The organism is Methylophilus sp. Leaf416, assembly GCF_001424665.1.
GTDB lineage: Bacteria > Pseudomonadota > Gammaproteobacteria > Burkholderiales > Methylophilaceae > Methylophilus.
Map to the genome: position 1 here is coordinate 294,819 of NZ_LMQS01000001.1, position 20,279 is coordinate 315,097.

Annotated in this window: 14 protein-coding genes; 2 read left to right on the forward strand and 12 right to left on the reverse strand. The window is 50.1% G+C overall.

Annotated elements, in window-relative coordinates; all coding sequences use genetic code 11:
• Window positions 1-192: 192 nt before the first annotated feature.
• Window positions 193-2,682, forward strand: coding sequence for a methyl-accepting chemotaxis protein (locus ASG34_RS14245; RefSeq protein WP_055825602.1), 2,490 nt, complete (start codon window positions 193-195; stop codon window positions 2,680-2,682).
• A 93-nt stretch (window positions 2,683-2,775) separates the two neighbouring features.
• Here the strand turns inward: ASG34_RS14245 and ASG34_RS01360 are convergent, their stop codons facing one another.
• The 9 genes from ASG34_RS01360 to hemN all read right to left on the reverse strand — a co-directional run bounded on the left by ASG34_RS01360 (window position 2,776) and on the right by hemN (window position 16,436).
• Window positions 2,776-4,656 carry a potassium transporter Kup gene (locus tag ASG34_RS01360; protein WP_055825605.1) on the reverse strand — a complete coding sequence of 627 codons (1,881 nt, stop codon included), beginning with the start codon at window positions 4,654-4,656 and terminating at the stop codon, window positions 2,776-2,778.
• A gap of 105 nt (window positions 4,657-4,761) precedes the next feature.
• The gene (locus ASG34_RS01365) at window positions 4,762-5,439 is read right to left on the reverse strand and encodes a winged helix-turn-helix domain-containing protein (protein WP_055825608.1); all 678 of its coding nucleotides are present in this window, start codon (window positions 5,437-5,439) and stop codon (window positions 4,762-4,764) included.
• On the reverse strand, window positions 5,436-6,923 hold the full coding sequence (locus tag ASG34_RS01370; protein WP_235559630.1) for a DUF4118 domain-containing protein: 1,488 nt from the start codon (window positions 6,921-6,923) through the stop codon (window positions 5,436-5,438). The genes ASG34_RS01365 and ASG34_RS01370 overlap by 4 nt, the downstream gene beginning before the upstream one ends.
• A gap of 83 nt (window positions 6,924-7,006) precedes the next feature.
• On the reverse strand, window positions 7,007-7,924 hold the full coding sequence (locus ASG34_RS01375) for a hypothetical protein (protein ID WP_055825613.1): 918 nt from the start codon (window positions 7,922-7,924) through the stop codon (window positions 7,007-7,009).
• A gap of 40 nt (window positions 7,925-7,964) precedes the next feature.
• Window positions 7,965-11,957 (reverse strand): ATP-dependent RNA helicase HrpA, encoded by a 3,993-nt coding sequence (gene hrpA / locus ASG34_RS01380; protein WP_055825616.1) that lies wholly within the window; start codon window positions 11,955-11,957, stop codon window positions 7,965-7,967.
• A 990-nt stretch (window positions 11,958-12,947) separates the two neighbouring features.
• Window positions 12,948-13,367: a hypothetical protein gene (locus tag ASG34_RS01385; protein WP_055825619.1), complete on the reverse strand. Its 420-nt coding sequence runs from the start codon at window positions 13,365-13,367 to the stop codon at window positions 12,948-12,950.
• Window positions 13,368-13,383: 16 nt separating this feature from the next.
• Window positions 13,384-14,220: a DNA ligase gene (locus ASG34_RS01390; RefSeq protein ID WP_055825622.1), complete on the reverse strand. Its 837-nt coding sequence runs from the start codon at window positions 14,218-14,220 to the stop codon at window positions 13,384-13,386.
• A gap of 116 nt (window positions 14,221-14,336) precedes the next feature.
• Window positions 14,337-15,041 (reverse strand): sulfite exporter TauE/SafE family protein, encoded by a 705-nt coding sequence (locus ASG34_RS01395; RefSeq protein ID WP_055825625.1) that lies wholly within the window; start codon window positions 15,039-15,041, stop codon window positions 14,337-14,339.
• 9 nt (window positions 15,042-15,050) lie between these two features.
• Window positions 15,051-16,436, reverse strand: coding sequence for an oxygen-independent coproporphyrinogen III oxidase (gene hemN, locus ASG34_RS01400; protein ID WP_055825629.1), 1,386 nt, complete (start codon window positions 16,434-16,436; stop codon window positions 15,051-15,053).
• A 239-nt stretch (window positions 16,437-16,675) separates the two neighbouring features.
• Between hemN and fnr the strand changes: the two genes are divergently transcribed.
• Complete coding sequence (fnr, locus tag ASG34_RS01405; RefSeq protein ID WP_055825632.1) at window positions 16,676-17,440, forward strand: fumarate/nitrate reduction transcriptional regulator Fnr; 765 nt, start codon at window positions 16,676-16,678, stop codon at window positions 17,438-17,440.
• Between the two features lie 163 nt (window positions 17,441-17,603).
• On the opposite strand, the gene ASG34_RS01410 is transcribed toward fnr, so the two are convergent.
• The 3 genes from ASG34_RS01410 to ccoP all read right to left on the reverse strand — a co-directional run bounded on the left by ASG34_RS01410 (window position 17,604) and on the right by ccoP (window position 20,279).
• Window positions 17,604-17,852 carry a FixH family protein gene (locus ASG34_RS01410; RefSeq protein WP_055825635.1) on the reverse strand — a complete coding sequence of 83 codons (249 nt, stop codon included), beginning with the start codon at window positions 17,850-17,852 and terminating at the stop codon, window positions 17,604-17,606.
• Window positions 17,853-17,921: 69 nt separating this feature from the next.
• On the reverse strand, window positions 17,922-19,367 hold the full coding sequence (ccoG, locus tag ASG34_RS01415) for a cytochrome c oxidase accessory protein CcoG (protein ID WP_055825638.1): 1,446 nt from the start codon (window positions 19,365-19,367) through the stop codon (window positions 17,922-17,924).
• Between the two features lie 15 nt (window positions 19,368-19,382).
• A complete protein-coding gene (gene ccoP, locus ASG34_RS01420) occupies window positions 19,383-20,279 on the reverse strand; it encodes a cytochrome-c oxidase, cbb3-type subunit III (RefSeq protein ID WP_055825641.1) in 897 nt (298 codons plus the stop codon).

Below are 20,279 nucleotides of genomic sequence, written 5' to 3' on the forward strand. Positions count from 1 at the left end.
ATGCTGATTCTTTGTTAGATTGTCCAGAAACCTCTTTTATTTTTGCTGGGTAAGCATACGAAATAAACCATATATATTTACTTCAATTAAATAACGGATAAATACCTTTCTTTTCCACCGCTTAATATCTGAGCACCTAAATTAATATAATTTAAACTTCATTCATCTTAATTTATTACCAAAGGATTTGACATGCTCAATATCTTTAAAAGTAGTGCAAATTCGGCCAGCAAAGCGCTTTTACACAAGCAGATGGATCTGAGCGGTCAAATAAACGCTATTCATAAAGTCATGGGCGTGATCGAATTCGATCTTAAAGGCAACATAGTGGCGGTCAATGACAGCTTTGCTGCGGTGACCGGCTATAGCGTCCAGGAAATCCTGGGTAATCACCACAGCATGTTTGTGGATCCTGAATATAAAACGAGTGCTGAATATAAACAGTTCTGGGAAAGACTTGCTCAGGGCCAGGCTTATGATGGCCAATATAAACGACTGGGTAAAAACGGCAGGGAAATCTGGCTGCAAGCCAGCTATAACCCGATTCTGGATACGGAGGGCACGCCATTCAAAGTGGTCAAATATGCCACCGATATCACCCACGATAAATTTGAGCATGCAGACTTTTCAGGTCAGATTGCCGCTATCGGTAAAGTGATGGGCGTGATCGAATTTGACCTTAAAGGCAACATTCTGGCGGTCAATGACAATTTTGTGGCAGTCACCGGTTACCACGCAGACGAAATCGTAGGCAAACACCACAGTATGTTCGTGGCGGAAGATTACAAAGATAGCAGCGAATACAAACAGTTCTGGGAAAGCCTGGCATTGGGCGAATCCAATAACGGTCAATACAAACGCTTTGGCAAAGACGGCAGGGAAATCTGGCTGCAAGCCAGTTACAACCCTATTTTTGATGACGATGGCAGGCCATTTAAAGTGGTGAAATATGCGACCGATATCACGCGTGACAAGCTCAAGCACGCAGACTTTTCAGGCCAGATCGCCGCTATCGGTAAAGTGATGGGCGTGATTGAGTTTGATCTCAAAGGCAATATCCTGTCAGTCAACGACAATTTTGCCGCAGTGACTGGCTACAGCGCCAACGAAATCGTAGGCAACCATCACAGCATGTTTGTGGCACCGGAGTATAAAGGTAGCGCAGAACACAAGCAGCTCTGGCAACAACTGGCCAGCGGCGTAGCTAATGACGGGCAGTATAAACGTATTGGCAAAGGCGGCCGTGAACTATGGTTACAAGCCAGTTATAACCCGATTCTAGATATGGATGGCAAGCCATTTAAAGTAGTGAAATACGCAACCGATATCACCCGAGAAAAATTGCAATACGCTGACTTTTCCGGACAGATTGCTGCGATTAGTAAAGTGATGGGCGTGATTGAGTTTGATCTTAAAGGCAACATCCTGGCGGTCAACGATAACTTTGCTGCAGTGAGCGGTTACAGTGCTGAGGAGATCATAGGCAATCATCACAGTATGTTTGTTGAAAGTGCTTATAAATCCAGCCAGGAATACAGGCAATTCTGGGAAAATTTAGGTCGTGGCCAACCTGATAGCGGCCAGTACCAGCGTGTTGGCAAACGCGGTAAGGAGATCTGGTTGCAGGCCACGTATAACCCGATCTTTGATATGGATGGTAAACCATTCAAGGTGGTGAAATACGCAACCGATATCTCTGCCAAAGTCAAAGAAACCCACGCCATGAAACAGGCAGTGGATGATGTAGTGAGTTATACCCAAACCGGCGACTTGACGCACAGAATCCCTACATCGGACAAATCCGGCGAAATCAAGCAGTTATGTGAAGGCATTAATATCATCATTGATGCCATGACCGATATCCTGAGCATGGTGAAAACATCCGGTGAGACCATTAACCTGTCTGCCCATGAAATCTCCATGGGTAATAACGACCTGTCCCAGCGCACCGAAGAACAGGCCAGCTCACTGGAAGAAACGGCAGCCAGCCTGGAAGAGATTGCCGCTACCGTCAGGAATAATGCCGAGAGCGCTAAACAGGCCAACATCATGACTAATAAAGCCAGTGCAGTGGCCAATAAAGGCGGCGAAACGTTTGCCAAAGTGGTGCAAACCATGTCGGAGATTACCGAAAGCTCCTCACGTATTGAAGAAATCATTACCGTAATCGACAGCATTGCGTTCCAGACCAACATTCTGGCATTAAACGCTGCGGTAGAAGCAGCACGGGCGGGAGAACAGGGTCGCGGCTTTGCAGTGGTGGCCAATGAAGTGCGCAACCTCGCACAACGCTCTGCCACAGCTGCCAAGGAAATCAAGCAGTTGATTTCTGATTCAACCAATATCGTTGCCAGTGGTTCCCAGTATGTGGATCAGGCCAGTGGCACCATAGAAGAAATGATGACTGCCATCAAAAATGTGACAGACATCATTGCCGAAATCACTGCCGCCTCTGCTGAGCAAACTACCGGGCTGGACCAGATCAACTCGGCGATGAACCAGATTGATGAAGTGACGCAACAAAATGCGGCATTGGTGGAAGAAGCTGCTGCAGTGGCGATGTCACTGGTTGAACAGGCAGACAAACTAAATGAGGCGGTCAGCCAGTACAAACTGCCGGAATCAAAAACGGCACATCCAGCCAAGGTGGAAAAAGTTGCCAGATATGCCGCTGCCGCATAGGCTTGGGGTGATTAACCTCGTTGCCTGCCTGTCACATAGCTAAATGGGAAAGTTTGTTCTGGCACCTTGCATGGTCCTGCAAGGTGCCTTTTTTTATATCTGCACCCGGCTGCCCAGCTCAATAACGCTATTGGCCGGAATATTAAAATATTCCACGGCGCTGCTGGCATTACGCGACATGACTGCAAACAACTGGTCACGCCAGCGTGGCATACCGCCCCCGACATCCGGCACAATAATATCGCGGCTTAAAAAGTAAGAGTTACTGAACGGGTCCAGGGATTCGCCATCCAGCGTCAAACCAAGCAAAGCCTGAGGCACATCGGCATGCTGCATAAAGCCATAACGTAACTCTACCTGCCAGAACCCTTCTGCCAGTTTTTGCACCTGAATGCGCGACTGCGTATTCAGCAACGGCACATCCTCAAACACCACATTGACCAACAGATTACGCTGATGCAATACCTGGTTATGCTTGAGGTTATGCAACAACGCCTGCGGCACAGTTTCCAGATTGGAGACCATGTATACCGCGGTTCTCTGTACGCGTGGATGTTTGCTTTCTGCAATGCTGGCAATCAATGCTGACAGTTTGGGATCGGTCTGCACCAATCCGGTCAATAACAGATGGCGGCCTTTTTTCCAGGTAGTCATCAATACAATCAACACCAAGCTCAATGCTATCGGAAACCAGCCACCCTGCATAAACTTCATCGAAGCCGAGCCAAACAATACGCCATCTACCAAGCCCAACAGTCCTACCAATGACCAGCTCAGCCACATCGGGAATTTCCAGCGGTGACGCATCACGAAATAAATCAATACTGTGGTGATAAGCATGGTGCCGGTAACGGCAATGCCGTAAGCAGACGCAAGCGCCGATGAGCTCTGGAACGCCAGACAGACAATAATCACCGCCAGCAATAACGCCCAGTTCACCGCCGGCATGTAGATCTGCCCGGATTCACTGGCAGACGTATGGATAATGCGCATACGTGGCAAAAAGCCTAACTGGATCGCCTGGCGCGTCATGGAAAAAGCACCGGAAATGACCGCTTGCGACGCAATAATGGTGGCTAGTGTTGCCAGAATCACGGCTGGGATCAACAATGGTTGCGGAAAAGAAAGGTAAAACGGATTGCTGACAGCTTCAGGGTGCTGCAACAGCAAGGCACCCTGCCCCAGGTAATTTAACGCCAGACAGGGGAATACCAGTCCGAGCCAGGCCATCTGGATGGCCGGCCTTCCAAAATGGCCCATATCAGCATACAAAGCCTCAGCGCCGGTCACCGCCAGCAGAATGGCACCTATCGCAATAAACATGGCACCACCACGGGATTGCAGAAACTGCCAGGCATATTGCGGCTGTATGGCCTGCAACACTTCTGGTACTTGCGCAATCTGCCACACGCCTATGCTTGCCAGGGCCAAAAACCAGACAATCACAATCGGGCCAAAAAACCGCCCGACTGCATGGGTACCATGACGCTGAAACCAGAACAGCCCGATTAAAATCCCGATGGAGATAGGCAATACTTGCGCGGCCAATGCTGGCGACACGACCTGCAACCCTTCTACTGCGGACAGCACCGAGATCGCTGGCGTCAGCACACTATCCCCGTAAAAGAGTGCAGCACCTAGCACGCCCAGCAATAACAAGCTGCTTGCGCGTTTATCCTGCGGTTTTAAAGTAGATAGTGCTAACGACAGCAAAGCCATCACGCCGCCCTCGCCTTTGTTATGTGCACGCAAAACCAGCAGCACATATTTAAAAGTCACCACAAAGGTCAGCAGCCAGAAAATGGCCGACACGGCGCCCAGAATATTGGTCTGGTTAAGCGGCACACCGGTACTTTCGCTGAAAATAACCTGCATGGTATACAGCGGGCTGGTGCCGATATCACCATACACCACGCCGATGGCACCCAGTGCCAGTGCCGCCAATCCGCTCTTCTTGATTGATAAATTGTCCATCTCATCCTCTTGTTAGTGATTGATGGGTATCAATATGCGCGTGGGCGCATATCAAACGCATAAACAACTAACGCAAAGACCAGAGATAGAAAATAAACAAAAGGATCAAGCCAGGCGATAGCCAATGCCCAGTTCAGTCAGCAGGTATCGAGGCTCGGCAGGTGTCGTTTCCAGCTTACTGCGTAAACGACCAATATGAATACGCAGGTAATGCGTGTCATCTACATATTCAGCGCCCCACACGCTGGTCAATAACTGACTATGCGTGAAAATAGTGCCGGGTTTACTGGCCAGTAACATTAACAATGCATGCTCAATCGGGCTGAGATGCAGTTGCACGCCTTCTTTGGTGACTATGCCGCTGGCGCGGTTAATCAGTAATCCTTCGTGCTGATACGCGTGGTCTCGCATTTGCATCATGGCAGTGCGGCGTAAAGCCACCTGGATACGTGCCAGCAATTCCGGCAGGCCAAACGGTTTCATCAGGTAATCATCGGCGCCCAGATTCAGGCAGTGCACTTTATCTGCCTCATCCTGGCGGGCTGACAATACTAGAATCGGTACATCAGAATAGGCGCGCAATAGGGAAATAAATTGCTCACCGCCGCCATCCGGCAAGCCTAAATCTAGAATAACCATGGCAAAATCGCTGGCTTGCCGGGCTTGCGCGAGGTCACGCGCATGCAGCACCCGATAGCCATGGGCAGATAAGGCTGGCACCAGAAACTGGTAAACCCCTGCGTCATCTTCGACCAGTAATAGAGTTGGCTGTTTATCGCTCATGGTGCAATTAACTCACTCGCGCGTACAAACGGGAACATTAACTGCACGCATGTCTGCTGATTGTGCCCTGAACTGATCTCCAGTGTGCCCTGATGTAATTGCATCACGGTATTGACGATAGAAAGGCCAAGCCCAAAACCACGGGTGCCGGCAGGTCGTTGCGTGTGCGGCGCAAACGCCGAAATGGCAAATCCTTCAGGGAAGCCCGGCCCTTTATTCAGCACTGAAATTTGTAACCACAAGTCATTCATGGAAAGTGTGATTTCAATCGCCGACCCTGCGCTTCGCCAGCAAATAGCATTGTCGATCAGGTTAGCCAGTGCATGTGCAACCAGCACTGCATCCATCCTCACCAGCACTTCCTCATCGCTGATATTCACCTGCAATGCTTCAGGCGGCGAGCGGCGCTGGTACCTGCTGACTACATGCTGAATCACATCCTGCGGCGACTGCCAGTCCAGTTGCAGGCTCCTGGCACCGGCATCGAGTTTGACCAGGGTCAGGATATTTTCAGTGGCCTGGCTAAGGTAAGTGGTTTCGGCCTGTATGCTTTGCAATAATTGTTCGGACTGGGTTTCGGTGAGCGGGATCTGGCGGTCTGTCAGCACATTTGCTGCGCCTAGAATGACCGTTAATGGTGTACGCATATCATGCGACAAGGCGGTCAGCAGTGTTTTCTTGAAATTCGCTTCGCTAGCGGCGAGCTCGGCTTGTGCAAGTGCAATCTGCTGGCTGAGCTTGATATAAGCCTGCGCGCATTGATGCGTCAACAATTGCAGGAAATGCAAGTCTGGCATGGTATCCGACGCATCCAGTACCATGACTTCTCGCTGCGGAAACCCGAATGGCAGCAGGCAATATCCCAGCGATGGCCAGTCATTGGTACCCTTCCCCACCGGCCGGTTAAAATCCAGCGACCATTCAACACTGGCAGCCTGAACCGGAATGAATGTTGTATCTTGTACATCCGATCCTGCCAGCCTGATCAAATCACCCGCTTCAGTCAGTCTCATCACGCGTGCCTGCAAGGCAAAGACTTCGGCTATATGCTGGCAAGCGGCTTGCAGTAATGTTTCGGTGCCTGATTGTGCAGCCAGTAGCTCAGCCAGTGATTGGAAAAAACGGGATTGCTGTGCCGCCTGGCGGGATTGCAGCATTTGCTGCTTTAAGCGCTGCATCACGCTGCTGACCGTCAAGGCGACGGTGGCGAATACCAGCAGAATGACCCAGGACTGGGTGCTGGCGACGCCTAAACTGAAACGAGGTTCGATAAAACAGTAATTGATCAGCAGGAAAGCAGTGATGGCCGTCAGTAACGCGGCAGAAAAACGCAGGAAATAGGCCGCCCACAATACTCCCAGCAGATAGAACATTGTGATCACGGTGACCCCTAACTCCGCAAAATAGGCGAGACCCAGCCAGGTCACCACTGCCAGCCAGCTGATCAGAAGTAATAAATTCAGAGTAGAAAACGAAAATGTCACCAGTGCTGACCCCTTACGCCATCTATTCTGTTTCGGCAATCGGCTATCAGCAGGTGAATGTGGCATGGCTGGTTTATTAAACGTTAGTGCCCGTATAAATCCTGGCTCTTATAGTTTGGGCCAAAGAATTCTTTCATCAGGAAATCTTCCAGCCCGGCACTGTCAGCTGGCCTTGCGGACAAGGTCACTGTGCGACCCAACCGGTTGGAAATCCAGTCAAAGTCACCGTTGTAATGCTCACGGATGATCGCGATCATTCGGCGCACCATCACCAGGCGGATATCTTCGCCACTACCCGCTTCGACCTGGTAAAACTGGGTATTGGCCGAGGTGTAATCATTGACCCAGCCTTTAAAGCTGAAACTGGCGTTATACGGATCCATACGCTTGATCATAAACAAACCATTGGTACCGAACTTGAGGTTGTTCATGATGTTTTTGGTGCGGCGCTCATCTTCGGAAGGGCCACGTTCCGCTGCTGCGGCTGCATCATTAATTTCCTTAGCGGCTATCTCCTCCGAATAGCGGTCAGTCTGCTTACGTTTGATCATGCTGGAAAAATCTTCCACCGGTGGAGGGGATTGTTGCGGCGTTGGCTGAGGTTTAGGCTGCAGCTTGGGTTCAGGCAACTTGAATGCGCTGTCAGGATTCTGCGACTGGATAATTTTCTTAGGTAGCCTGGGTACTTCTTTAGGTTGTGGCTTGGGTTTTGGCTGCGGTTTCGGTGGTTCCGGCGGCATTTCAGGAGGCGGCTCTACCGGTTTCGGCTGACTTTTAACAGGTAATCCGAGATCCAGTACTACATTGATAGGCTCTTGCGAAGGCTCTTTCATGGGTTTCAGCAGGTCCAGCAAAAAACCCCAGAACAGGATCGCGTGAAAAATCAGCGATAGCAAAAACCCCCACATCAACCTGGCGGGGATGCGCAACACACGGTCCCGCTGCTTTGGTCTTAGCCAGTTGGGTGTGCTGAAGGGTTCAAATGGGGAAGGCTTTTGCATGAACAGGATTAATCACAGAGGTTGCTGATGTCATTCATGACTATTGTATTTCTTGCCAAAGTTTTTCGAGTCTTTTGATTGAGACAGGATAAGGCGTCCTTAATTCCTGTGCAAATAATGATACACGTAACTCCTGCAACTGCCACGCAAAGTCTTGTAACCCGCTTGTTACAGACAGGTTGGCTTTACGCAATTGTTCAATTCTCTGTTGCCATCGCTGCTCCAGTTGCACAATCGCCTGCGCATGCTTTCCATCCCGCTCTATGCTGGTCGGGTATTTATCTATACGCATGCGTATCGCTTTTAAATAACGGGGGACATGCGGCAATTGCTCCCACGGCGTGCGACTGAAACAACCGTGATAGACCAGCGCATTCAGTTGTTGTTCACATTCACGTTTGATTTTCTGCGTCACCGGTGTCATTTTCTGCAATTGCGCGGTTAATGCCTGGTATTCGCTGGCAATGAGTTGCACTTGCCGCGTTAACGCTTCTGCCACCGCCGGTAAACGCGTGCGTGCGCGGGCTTTAAGCTGCATAAATTCGGCATTAGTACGCGGCAAGGCATCTTCGGCGATAAACGCGCGGTCGGCAATCGCTTGCAGCATGTCTTCGCGTAACTGCTCAGGGTTCATGACGGCGCGTAACAATAAAGCGTATTGGTTGAATCCGGGCAGGCCTTTTTCCAGCTGCTTCATCTGCTCCTTGAGCTCAAAGCGCATCAGGCGGCACACACCTTTGCGGTGCGCACTGGCCGCCATATCTGCCGTATCAAACAGTTTAACGGCGACACTGTCCTGGTTATCTTCTATGGCAGGGTAACCAGTCAACTGGCGGCCATCCTTGCTGAAGGTCAGCGTTTCCGGCAAATCACCAAAGTCCCATTGCTTGAGATCAGTCTTTTCAATATCCGGCGAGCCGCTGCGGAAAGTCAGTTGTGCCGCAGAACCCAGTTGTTTCTTGAGTGCACTCCAGTCACGGCCCATGCCCAGCTCGCGGCCTTTTTCATCCACCACGCGGAAGTTCATCAGGTGATGGGCATCCAGCCCGGCCAGGTCAAATTCTTCCGGCTTCAGCTTGAGCGAGGTTTTGTGCTGGATAAATTGTGACAATGCCGGCAATAAAGCGCCCTCTGTCTTGTGCGCCTGCAAAAAGCCGGTCACGAAATCAGGCACGGGTACGCACACGCGTCGCAAGGTTTTGGGCAGTGCTTTAATGAGAGCGGTCAGCTTGTCACGTATCATGCCGGGCACCAGCCATTCGGTCACGCTGGCATCCAGCTGGTTTAGTAGCGCTAACGGGATAGTCGCCGTTACGCCATCCAGCACATGCCCAGGTTCAAACCGGTACTTCAATGGCACTGTTTCCCCATCGATGGTCATCTGTTCGGGGAACTGCACCTCGGTAATCGCATTGGCGCCATGTCGCATCAGCGATTCACGGGTCAGGTATAACACTTTCGGATTAATCTTTTCTGCATCCTGCCGCCACTTCTCGAACGAAATGCCATTGAAAACACGGTACTGCTCGCTGATTTCCGGCACTACCTTGTCGTAGAAGGCAAACAGCTGATGCTCATCAATCAGCACATCCTGGCGGCGCGCCTTGTGTTCCAGCGCTTCCACCTCTGAAATCAGGCGGCGGTTAGCTTCCTGGAAAGGCGCGCGGGTATCAAACTCCATATTAGCCAGCGCTTCGCGGATAAAAATCTCGCGCGACTGCGTCGGGTCAACCGGACCATAATGCACACGACGTTTCGGTACGATGGTCAGGCCATACAGGCTGACGCGTTCCCACGCGACCACTTGCGCGGTTTTGCGGTCCCAGCGCGGGTCACTGTAATGGCTTTGCGTTAAATCACGTGCCCCGCCTTCATGGGCGACCGGTTCAATCCAGTCCGGGTCTATCCTGGCGACGATGCGTGCATACAGCTTGGTCGTATCCACCAGTTCTGCAGCAATCACCCATTTCGGCCGCGTCTTTTTCAATGCTGAACCTGGCGCAATGGTGAAACGGATGCCACGCGCACCGGCGTAGGTTTCGCCGTCACCATCCTTAAAGCCTATATTACCCAGCAGACCGGACAGCAAGGCTTTATGCACTTGCTCATAACTGGCTTCTTTATCCCCAAGCTTGAAGTCCATTTCCTCGACCATTTCCCGCAGTTGCGCATGCAACTCACGCCATTCTTTCAGACGCAGAAAAGACAGGAAAGACTGGTGACACTGGTTCAACAACTCTTTATTGGATTTTTTGTTTTTCAGCGCCTGATCGTACCAGTCCCACAATTTGAGATAACTCATGAAATCGGAGTCATCTGCCTTGAATTTTGCGTGCGCCTGATCAGCCGCTTCGCGTTTATCCATAGGTCGTTCACGCGGGTCCTGCATGCTTAGCACACTGGCGATGATCAATATTTCGCGCAGGCAGCTTTCTTTTTTCGCCGCCAGTATCATGCGCGCCACGCGCGGATCCAATGGCAAGCGCGCCATTTGCCGGCCGATCTCGGTAATCTCACGCCGCTCGGTTACCGCACCCAGCTCCTGCAGCAACTGGTAACCGTCGCTGACGAGACGGGAAGAAGGCGCTTCAATAAAAGGGAATTCGGCGACATCCCCCAGGCGCAAATCGGCCATACGCAGAATGACGCTGGCCAGCGAACTGCGCAAAATCTCAGGTTCAGTAAACTCGGGGCGCTGGTTGAAATCTTCTTCCGAGTACAGGCGCACACAAATACCACTGGAAACCCGGCCGCAACGCCCTGCCCGTTGTTTGGCCGCTGCTTGCGAGATTTTCTCAATCTGTAATTGTTCAACCTTGGCACGCGGGCTGTAACGGTTAACCCGTGCCAAGCCGGCATCAATCACATATTTAATGCCAGGCACAGTCAGCGAGGTTTCTGCGACGTTGGTCGCCAGCACAATCCGGCGCTGTCCGCCGGGACGGAAAATCTTCTGCTGGTCCTCTATGCTCAGGCGCGCAAATAAAGGCAGAATTTCGGCCGACTTCAGCTTGAGTGAACTGCCCTGGTTTTTACGCAAATGGTCGGCGGTATCGCGGATTTCGCGCTCACCCGGCAAGAACACCAGAATATCGCCATCACCCTGCCGTAACAGGTCTTCAGCGGTATCGAGGATAGCATCTTCCATCACCTCTTCTTCGTCATCTTCTTCCAGCCAGCGTGTTTCCGTGCGTGGCGGCTTGCGCTTGATGCCCATCAGGTCCTGTGCAAAACGGTCTATATCGTCCAGTCCGTCATCAATCGGCACTTCGACTGCCACCATGGTGGTTTTATTGCCCAGCGGCCGGTAACGGATCTCCACCGGATAAGTTCGCCCCGACACTTCAATCACAGGTGCACCATTAAAATGGTTGGAGAAGCGATCCGCATCAATCGTCGCCGAAGTGACGATGATTTTCAGGTCTGGCCGTTTTGGTAATAACTGCTTGAGGTAGCCCAGCAGAAAATCGATGTTCAGGCTGCGCTCATGTGCCTCATCGATGATGATGGTGTCATAGCCATTGAGGAATTTATCACTCTGCGTTTCCGCCAGCAAAATACCGTCGGTCATCAGCTTGACATAACTACGCTCGGACAATTTGTCGTTAAAACGAACCTTGTAACCGACCACCTCGCCTAGTGGGCTGTGCAGTTCCTGTGCAATGCGGGAAGCGACAGAGCGCGCCGCGATGCGGCGTGGCTGCGTATGCCCGATCAGGCCGCTGACGCCACGCCCGAGTTCCAGGCAGATTTTAGGTAATTGTGTGGTTTTACCTGAACCGGTTTCACCGCAGACAATCACCACCTGATGTTTCTGGATCGCCGCTGCGATTTCGTCTTTCCTGCCGCTGACTGGTAATTCTTGCGGATATTCTGGTTTTGGTAACGCGGCTAATCGCGCCTGCACCCGTTGTTGTGATGCCTCTACTTTATGTGCGATATCCACCAGGGGTTTATCGACGGGTTTGTTTTGTTTAAGTGCATCACGCAGCTGGTTTAATCGGCGCTTCAGGGGGAAGCGGTCAGCCAGCATGCATTGCGGGAGTTGTTTTTCGAGCTGGCTGATGAGTTGTGCGGGGGAGACGGCAGTCATAGGGGTGGGATTTTAACATGACGGCGTATATGGCCATTCATTCTCTGGAGTAAGAAAAGCGGATAATTTATTGAAACTGGTAGCGTTCTATTTCGCCTCTAGGCGAGTTACTTTTCTTTGCTTGCCCAAAGAACAAGTAACCAAAAGAAATGCACCCTAGCTTCCGCTTGTTTCCTGCGTTGCTCATCAAAACAAGCGGTCGCGAAACTCGACCTGGCAGCACACACAAATCGTGAGCTGCTGCGGGACTCGAACAAACGCTCCCTTTCCCCTTGTTTTGCCTGCGCTACTCAGCGCGTCAGATAGGGGCCCATTGAAACCCACCACGATGTGGCATTGCTTGTACATGAAGGCTGGTGGACGCTAAGTAAGTTTTATACTTTAAAAACCCAATTCAAATTCTTATAACTCTAATTCTTTTGTATCTTTTCCACAGTGGGTGTGCGTGATGCAAAGCAAAGGATCTCAACCAAGTTAACGCGTGTGGTTTTCACGGGCCCCTATCTGACGCGCCGAGTAGCGCAGTCAGCGTGGGAGTCTTCGGCCAGCGTCTGTTCGAGTTCCGCAACAAGCCATGTCTTATGTGGCTTGTCAGGGCGAGTTTCGTTGGACGCCCACGTTGACGAGCAACGCAGGGAACAAGCGGAAGCTAGGGTGCCCTTTCTTTTGGTTACTTATTCTTTGGGCAAGCAAAGAAAAGTAACTCGCCTAGGGGCGAAATAGAATGGTGAATATTCTAAAGAATTAACTATTTAAGATATACAGCAAGCGCAGATCTCGCTCTTCGATTTCACCAACCTAAAGATTAATCTAGCCTGGATTCTCCCTTGCAGGGCGCACTGACTTCTGCAGAAGTCAGTCGTTCCGCAGGCATAGAGCATGCTCTATGAAACCCCTGCTACACCCTACGCCAGAATGAGAAACTAAGAATTACCTTCTAACACACTCCTCAACTCCCGTATTGCCACCCTTAAACGCCGGTTCAAAATAAAACTTCCTGAACTGCAGTCTGCCATTGGCACCCTTCTTAAACTCCGCAATCCCGGTACCAAAATCATTTGTCTTGCCACCATACTCGCCATTTTCTATCGGCAAGGCAAAGTGCATCGCCGCATGCATGCCATGTGCCGCCGCGTGGCCTTTATAGAGTCCATAATCAGGCACTTCCAACTGAAAGTCATAACTGGTATCTGACCCTTTGCTATGCTCCTTGCGCAACTTCATCGTCACTATGCCGGTATATTCCCCTTCATGTGCATCCTCTCCACGGCAATCATAGATGCCGCTGAGATCAACCGCATAAGCATTGGTGACCAGTAATCCCATCATTAGCGCTGCAAAATATTTCATATTCTTTTCCTAAACATTATTCAGGTGGACGCACCCGTACAAAGCTGGCAAATTTTGGTTTGCCCTTTTTAGTGATATCACGGTAAGTATAAGTGACCTGGCTGCCGATTTGTGGCGGATTCGCACGCTCTGCATCACTAAAACCTGTACCTAACTTGAATTGCAATCCATCCGGCATTTCTACCAGTAAGGCACCCATTTTACCAACGTATTTGCCTTTGCCGGGCACATGCGCAATCACTATGGCTTCGGCATCCAGTTGTGGCTTAAGTTTAAGTAAAGCATGATTGCGGCCGGTGAGATATGGCGCATCAGCACGATGCAACATCAGCCCTTCCCCATGTTTGGCAACGACGTTATCGAGTGTGCGTTTCAGGGATTGTTCATCTTGCACATGAAATTGTTTAATGGCTTTCAGGTAGGGGCTGTTTATTTTTTGTGCGAGTTGCTCCAGCCGCAAGGCGCGATCTGCAAACGAGCCTTCTGCATTCGGTAGCTCGAATACGTAATAAATCACTTTTCGCCACGCCGCATCTTCCGGCACTGTTTGCCTGACGGTAGCCGACAATAATTCAAATTGGCCTCGCGCTATCCACAACTCGCCATCCAGTGCCTGAGCGGGAAATTGTTTAGTGAACCAGGCTGGTGCGTGAATCTGATGTCCCTGACGGCTGACTAATTGCTTGCCATCCCAGACTGCGCGGATGCCGTCTAGTTTTTCGCTAACCAGGTATTCACGGAAGTCTAAACCTTGCTGATAAATATGTGCTAACAGGATATCCGGCGCTTTAGCATAGGCTGGGAAAACCCATATAGTGAATACCAAAATGATGCAGGCTTTAATAAGACACATAGAATTACCCCTGAGTAATTAATTTAAATTAACAAGAGTAAACTACATCAGTCTGGTGATTTCGGCAATATTTCTTATTTATAAAGCAAAAAATTAAAGTAATTTATATTTAATAATCAAAGTACTTGGCACCATAATTTATCGTGATGCATGAGGTCCATCCATAAGGCTATCAAGCTTAATACAACCAGCATTATGCCGCTGATACGCATGCCGGTGGTTTCTTTAAACCACGTCGGTAACGCCTGCTGGCCAGACTGCCATAGCACAGGCACGATCGCCATCACGGTAGCAGAACCGATAGCGAATGCAATCATGACCAATGCACCTTGCAGCCATTGCGATTGCAGGGAGGCCAGCATCACGGCCGAATATAGCAAGCCGCACGGTAACAAGGCCCAGACCATGCCGGTAAACAGAAAATTAAATCTGGCGTGCCGGGTGTGTTGTTTAATCCAGGCCCAGACCTTTTGTGCACCCTGCACTGCCCATTGCGGTTGTTGACCGGTGACCAGCAACAAAAAACCCCAGGCGAAAATCAGGGTATGCGAAAACGTCCACAAGGGCTGGAATACCTGGCTTTGATTGGATAACCAGGCGAGACCACGCAGGCTTTGTGCGGCTAATGCGCCTAGCATGCCATAACCAAGCATGCGCCCAAGGTAAAAGCTCCAGGGGACAGTCTTTACAAGGCGTATCGGGATGGATTTAACGTGGGAGGGAGTTTGCATGGCGCCGCAAGCTGCACCACACATGGCTATGCAGTGAGGCCCGCCTGCCAGCCCCATGACGAAGGCGGTCAGGAGTAAACTGGCTAACATGCCGGCAGTTTAAAGGATTTTGGAGAACCTTGCACGGTTGGCATCGTGCTGTAAATAACGGTCAAATACCAGGGCGATGGCGCGGATAAAGAACCAGCCTATCTCAGTCACCTTGATCCCATCTTCTTCTATCATGATCAGGCCATTTTTTTCTTTTTCTACAAGTTCTTGAAGCTCTGACTTAAAGTATTCTCTAAAGTTTATCATGTAGGATAATTCTATGGACTCATAGCTTAACTCGCCATGACACATGATGGCCATAATCACCGCACGGCGGATCAGGTCATCACGGCTGAGGGCCAGGCCACGGACAATCGGCAATTGTTGCTGATCCAGACAGTCATAATACTCTTCCAGCGTTTTGGCATTCTGGCTGTAAGTCGCCCCCATTTTACCAATTGCTGACACACCTAAAGCCAGGATATCCTGGTCAGCCATGGTGCTGTAACCCTGAAAGTTGCGATGCAACCTGCCCTGCTGCTTTGCAATGGCCAACGCGTCTTCAGGCAAGGCAAAATGATCCATGCCTATGTAGACATAACCTGCCTGCATTAACTGCTGAATGGCTTCTGACAACATCTGGATTTTATCAACCGCATGAGGTAGATCTTCCTCCAATATACGGCGTTGCGGTTTGAAGCGTGAAGGTAAATGCGCGTAGCCATATAGTGCAATTCGATCTGGTTTTAAGGTAATTATCTGTGAAATGGTTTGCCTGAAAGTAACAGGGGTTTGCTTGGGCAAACCGTAAATCAGGTCAGTGTTCAATGACTGAAAACCTATCTCGCGCGCTTGACGCATCAGGCTGGCCACTTGTTTGTACGTCTGGATGCGATGCACAGCTTCCTGCACATCGGCATCAAAATCCTGCACCCCAAAACTCAGGCGATTAAAGCCGAGGTTTCGCAAATGTTGCAAACGTGCCTGGTCTACCGTGCGTGGATCTATTTCAACCGAATACTCACCTTCTGCGCTGAACGTAAATGCCTTTTTCAACATACGCATCAGACTGGATAATTCTTCATCACTAAAGAATGTAGGTGTGCCACCTCCCAGATGTAACTGGTTGACCTTTTGCTGCTGACCTAATGATTGCAGATGCAAATCCAGCTCGCGTTGCAGGTAGTCCAGGTAAATTGCACTTTGCTCATAGCGCTTGGTGACGATCTTGTTGCAGGCGCAGTAAAAACACAATGATGCACAAAACGGTATATGTACATATACCGACAACGGTTGCGTCCAGCTGTTAATATTGCGCTGCTCAATCGCCTTGCAATAGGTCGTCGCATCAAACGCCTCAACAAACCTGTCTGCCGTCGGGTAAGAGGTATAACGGGGTCCCGAGACGTCATAACGCTCGATATGCTCCTGCGTAATCATCAACGGTTGTTTCATAGCTAGCAAACTGTTTCCTGTCCGGGTGGGTTGACTGTAATGCCTGTCATGCAATGGGATTCACTTTGCCACAAAGTAATTGACGGCTACTTGATGCACATCAAATGGATAGCGGTCGTGCGCGCGCACAATAGGGCCACCTAAAAAATGGGAAGAGAGCGCACAACATGTTCAATGAAACATCAGACCAGGACGCGTATAATTTGGCAGATACTCAACACCAGTCCAGGATTGTCTCTATGCATACTGAGCCAAGGCCAATTGAACACCAGCAAGCCGATGCCAAACAACTGGAATCCAGTTTCAAAGTCGCCTGTTCTAACTGCAACCTGCGCGAACTTTGCCTGCCTATAGGCCTGAGCTCAAATGAAATGCAGCAGCTGGATGGTATGGTCGCCACCCGCAAAAAAATCAAGCAAGGTGGGCATCTGTATAGCAGTGGTGATGCATTCACCATGCTGTACGCGATTCGTACCGGCTTTTTTAAGACTTGCGTGGTTTCTGAAGATGGTCGAGAACAAGTCACCGGTTTTCAGATGGCTGGTGAAATTATGGGCCTGGATGGCATTGTTAGCGATAAACATAACTGCAATGCTATTGCGCTGGAAGACGCCGAAGTATGTGTGATGCCGTTTAACCATGTAGAAGATCTGTCACGGCAAATCCCGATGCTGCAACGCCATGTGCATAAAATCATGAGCCGCGAAATCGTGCGTGAAAATGGCGTCATGATGCTGTTAGCCAATATGCGCGCTGAAGAGCGCCTGGCTGCTTTCCTGCTGAATTTACTGCAACGCCTGCACGCGAGGGGCTACTCAAAAAGCGAACTGATCTTGCGTATGACGCGCGAGGAAATCGGCAGCTATCTGGGTATGAAACTGGAAACGGTCAGCCGCACATTTTCCAAGTTCAGCGAAGAAGGTATTATCGAAGTCAAACAGAAGAATATCCGCATCCTGGATCACGACAAGCTGAAAGCGATCTTTAACGCCAGCACCTGCTAAGGCAATATTAAGTGCAAGCCATTCTGGATCCAAGCTCAAGCGCTATTCAATAAGCTTAAAACCTACTGCGGACAATGTGATACAGGATTATGCGGGGGAGACTGCGCGCACAGGAGCTTCACGTGCGCGCATTTTTAGTTACAAATAAGTAGTGAGTCAATATTTAGTCATCAGCCGGTTTCATACCGGTTTGCGCGTGGTTGCGTGCGGCAATGGCGGGTGCCATACCATCTCTCTCAGCATCCAGTGTCTTATTGATTTCAATCCCTTTACGGTAATAGTCGTCAATCGGTGGATCAGGATGGGTAATCGCCAGATATAGCGTGATAAAGGAAGCCACTATCACTAATGCCGGGCCACCAATAATCAGCCAGACATAGGGGTTTTGGTACCATTTTTGTCGATCAGCCATCTGTGCTCCTTTGTGCATAATGCTGTGTGCCACGCTGCTCTACTCCTTTTGTTCGTACCTGGTTACCCATTAATTACTGGGCACGATAAATACAGATTTTTCCTTGATGGTTTCTTTGCTTTGAATATCTGTCATTTCAAACAAAATCTTGTGCGATCCGGCACGTATTTCACCATCCGGCAACTGTATCTCTACAATGACATTGCGCTTCTCAAAAGGTTTGAGCGCTTTGATTTGCTGGACATTGTTATCTGAGAAATGAACGGCCAAGTCAGGTATACCGGTGACTTTCAGATCGTAATTCCGCATCTCTTCAGTCTCGTTTTCCAGCTTGAGGTTGTAGACGTTTTCAATCTTGCCATCATTGGTATAACGCGCCATCACTGCGCGGTCACGCAATACATCCAGCCTGAAATCAGCTTTGTAGTAGATGCTGACTACCATGCCGACAACCAGGGTCATGAGAATAGCTGAGTAAATCAGCACACGTGGCCTTAACAAACGCGCCAGCATCTGCTGGCGGCTCCAGCGGTTATCCATGCCGTTTTGCGTGGTGTATTTAATCAGGCCTCTGGCATAGCCCATTTTATCCATGACATCATCACAGGCATCAATACAGGCACCACACCCGATACACTCATATTGCAAACCGTTACGGATATCAATGCCGGTCGGGCATACCTGCACACAAATATTGCAATCGATGCAACTGCCCAGGCCGTTGGCGTTTTCGCCGGCTTTTTTAGAACGTGCACCGCGTGGTTCGCCGCGCGCTTCGTCGTAGGTCACGTTCATGGTATCGCCATCAAACATGGCGCTCTGGAATCGCGCATACGGGCACATGTATTTGCAGACCTGCTCGCGCATATAGCCTGCGTTGCCATAGGTGGCAAAGCCGTAAAAACACACCCAGAAGGTTTCCCAGCCACCAGCCTGTAACTGTAGCAAGCTCGGCACCAGCTCGCGCATGGGCGTGAAGTAACCAACAAAGGTGACGCCAGTCCATAACCCAAATGCTATCCAGGCGAATTGCTTCAGGGATTTACGTGTCACCTTGTTGAGATTCCATTTACTGTCATCAAGGCGCATACGCGCAATACGGTCACCCTCGATTTTCTGCTCCATCCACATGTAAATCTCGGTGTATACCGTTTGCGGACAGGTGTAGCCACACCATAACCGCCCGGCAATGGCGGTGAACAGGAACAGCGAAAGCGCTGAGACAATCAGCAGGAAGGCCAGGTAAATCAAATCCTGCGGGTGAAAGATCAGGCCAAACACATAAAAGCGCATGCCTTCCAGGTCAAACAGCATGGCCTGGCGGCCATCCCATTGCAGCCATGGCACACCGTAGAAAAACAGCTGCGTGACCCACACCATGACCCAGCGCCAGTTGTTGTAAAAACCTGAAACGCTACGTGCGTATACCTTGTCTTCAGATTTATAAAGCGAAAAAACCACCTCCTGCTCAGGAATGGTGGTTATTTTCACAGCGTTCTTTCCAATGTCACCCATGGATTTCTGCATGCCTTACTTGTTTGAAAGACCCCAAACATAAGCAGTCAGCAGATGGATTTGCTCAGGACTAAATTTCTCTTCCCAGGCTGGCATCTGGTTGGTTTTACCTTCATGGATACGTTTGATAATGGCCGCTTCACCCTGACCATGCAACCAGGTGTTGTCTGTCAGGTTAGGGGCACCTATCATCTGGTTACCTTTGCCTTCAGCGCCGTGACAGGCTGCACATACCACGAATTTATCCTTACCGGCATTGGCACGCCCGGAGTCATGAATACTGCCAGACAGGCTTAATACATAGTTAGCCACGTTTTTAACGTCTTCTTCGCTACCGACAGCGGCTGCCATCGGTGGCATCATGCCAATACGGCCTCCGGTAATGGTTTCCTTGATTCTTTCCGGGCTGCCACCGTACAACCAGTCAGTGTCAGTCAGGTTAGGGAAACCGCGGCTGCCTTTGGCATCAGAACCATGACAGGCTGCGCAGTTATTCAGGAAAATACGCTTACCGATATCACGCGCTTCCGGGATCTTGGCAACATCTTCCACTGGCATCGCCGCATATTTGGCATACAGCGGTGCAATTTTTTCGTTGTTTTTGGCTTTTTCGGCTTCGTACTGTTTAACGGCAGTCCAGCCAAATTTACCCTGGTATTCACCCAAACCCGGGAACAGGAACAGGTAAGCCAGACCAAAGATGACGGTGATGATAAACAGGCCTACCCACCACATTGGCAGCGGGTTGTTCATCTCTTTAATACCGTCCCACTCGTGGCCATTGGTATTGTCACTGTCCAGCGTCACTTTTACGCGGCTGGCGAAAATCAGCAAGCCAACACAAAACGCAATGCCACCCAGGGTAATGGTCGAAATCCAGATCGGCCAAAATCCACTTACAAAATCATTCAT

Excerpts from the sequence above, each read along its gene's own strand:
- ASG34_RS14245 (WP_055825602.1), top strand. The coding sequence starts at position 193 with ATGCTCAATATCTTTAAAAGTAGTGCAAATTCGGCCAGCAAAGCGCTT.
- ASG34_RS01360 (WP_055825605.1), bottom strand. The coding sequence starts at position 4,656 with ATGGACAATTTATCAATCAAGAAGAGCGGATTGGCGGCACTGGCACTG.
- ASG34_RS01365 (WP_055825608.1), bottom strand. The coding sequence starts at position 5,439 with ATGAGCGATAAACAGCCAACTCTATTACTGGTCGAAGATGACGCAGGG.
- ASG34_RS01375 (WP_055825613.1), bottom strand. The coding sequence starts at position 7,924 with ATGCAAAAGCCTTCCCCATTTGAACCCTTCAGCACACCCAACTGGCTA.
- hrpA (WP_055825616.1), bottom strand. The coding sequence starts at position 11,957 with ATGCTGGCTGACCGCTTCCCCCTGAAGCGCCGATTAAACCAGCTGCGT.
- ASG34_RS01385 (WP_055825619.1), bottom strand. The coding sequence starts at position 13,367 with ATGAAATATTTTGCAGCGCTAATGATGGGATTACTGGTCACCAATGCT.
- ASG34_RS01390 (WP_055825622.1), bottom strand. The coding sequence starts at position 14,220 with ATGTGTCTTATTAAAGCCTGCATCATTTTGGTATTCACTATATGGGTT.
- ASG34_RS01395 (WP_055825625.1), bottom strand. The coding sequence starts at position 15,041 with ATGTTAGCCAGTTTACTCCTGACCGCCTTCGTCATGGGGCTGGCAGGC.
- hemN (WP_055825629.1), bottom strand. The coding sequence starts at position 16,436 with ATGAAACAACCGTTGATGATTACGCAGGAGCATATCGAGCGTTATGAC.
- fnr (WP_055825632.1), top strand. The coding sequence starts at position 16,676 with ATGCATACTGAGCCAAGGCCAATTGAACACCAGCAAGCCGATGCCAAA.
- ASG34_RS01410 (WP_055825635.1), bottom strand. The coding sequence starts at position 17,852 with ATGGCTGATCGACAAAAATGGTACCAAAACCCCTATGTCTGGCTGATT.
- ccoG (WP_055825638.1), bottom strand. The coding sequence starts at position 19,367 with ATGGGTGACATTGGAAAGAACGCTGTGAAAATAACCACCATTCCTGAG.
- ccoP (WP_055825641.1), bottom strand. The coding sequence starts at position 20,279 with ATGAATGATTTTGTAAGTGGATTTTGGCCGATCTGGATTTCGACCATT.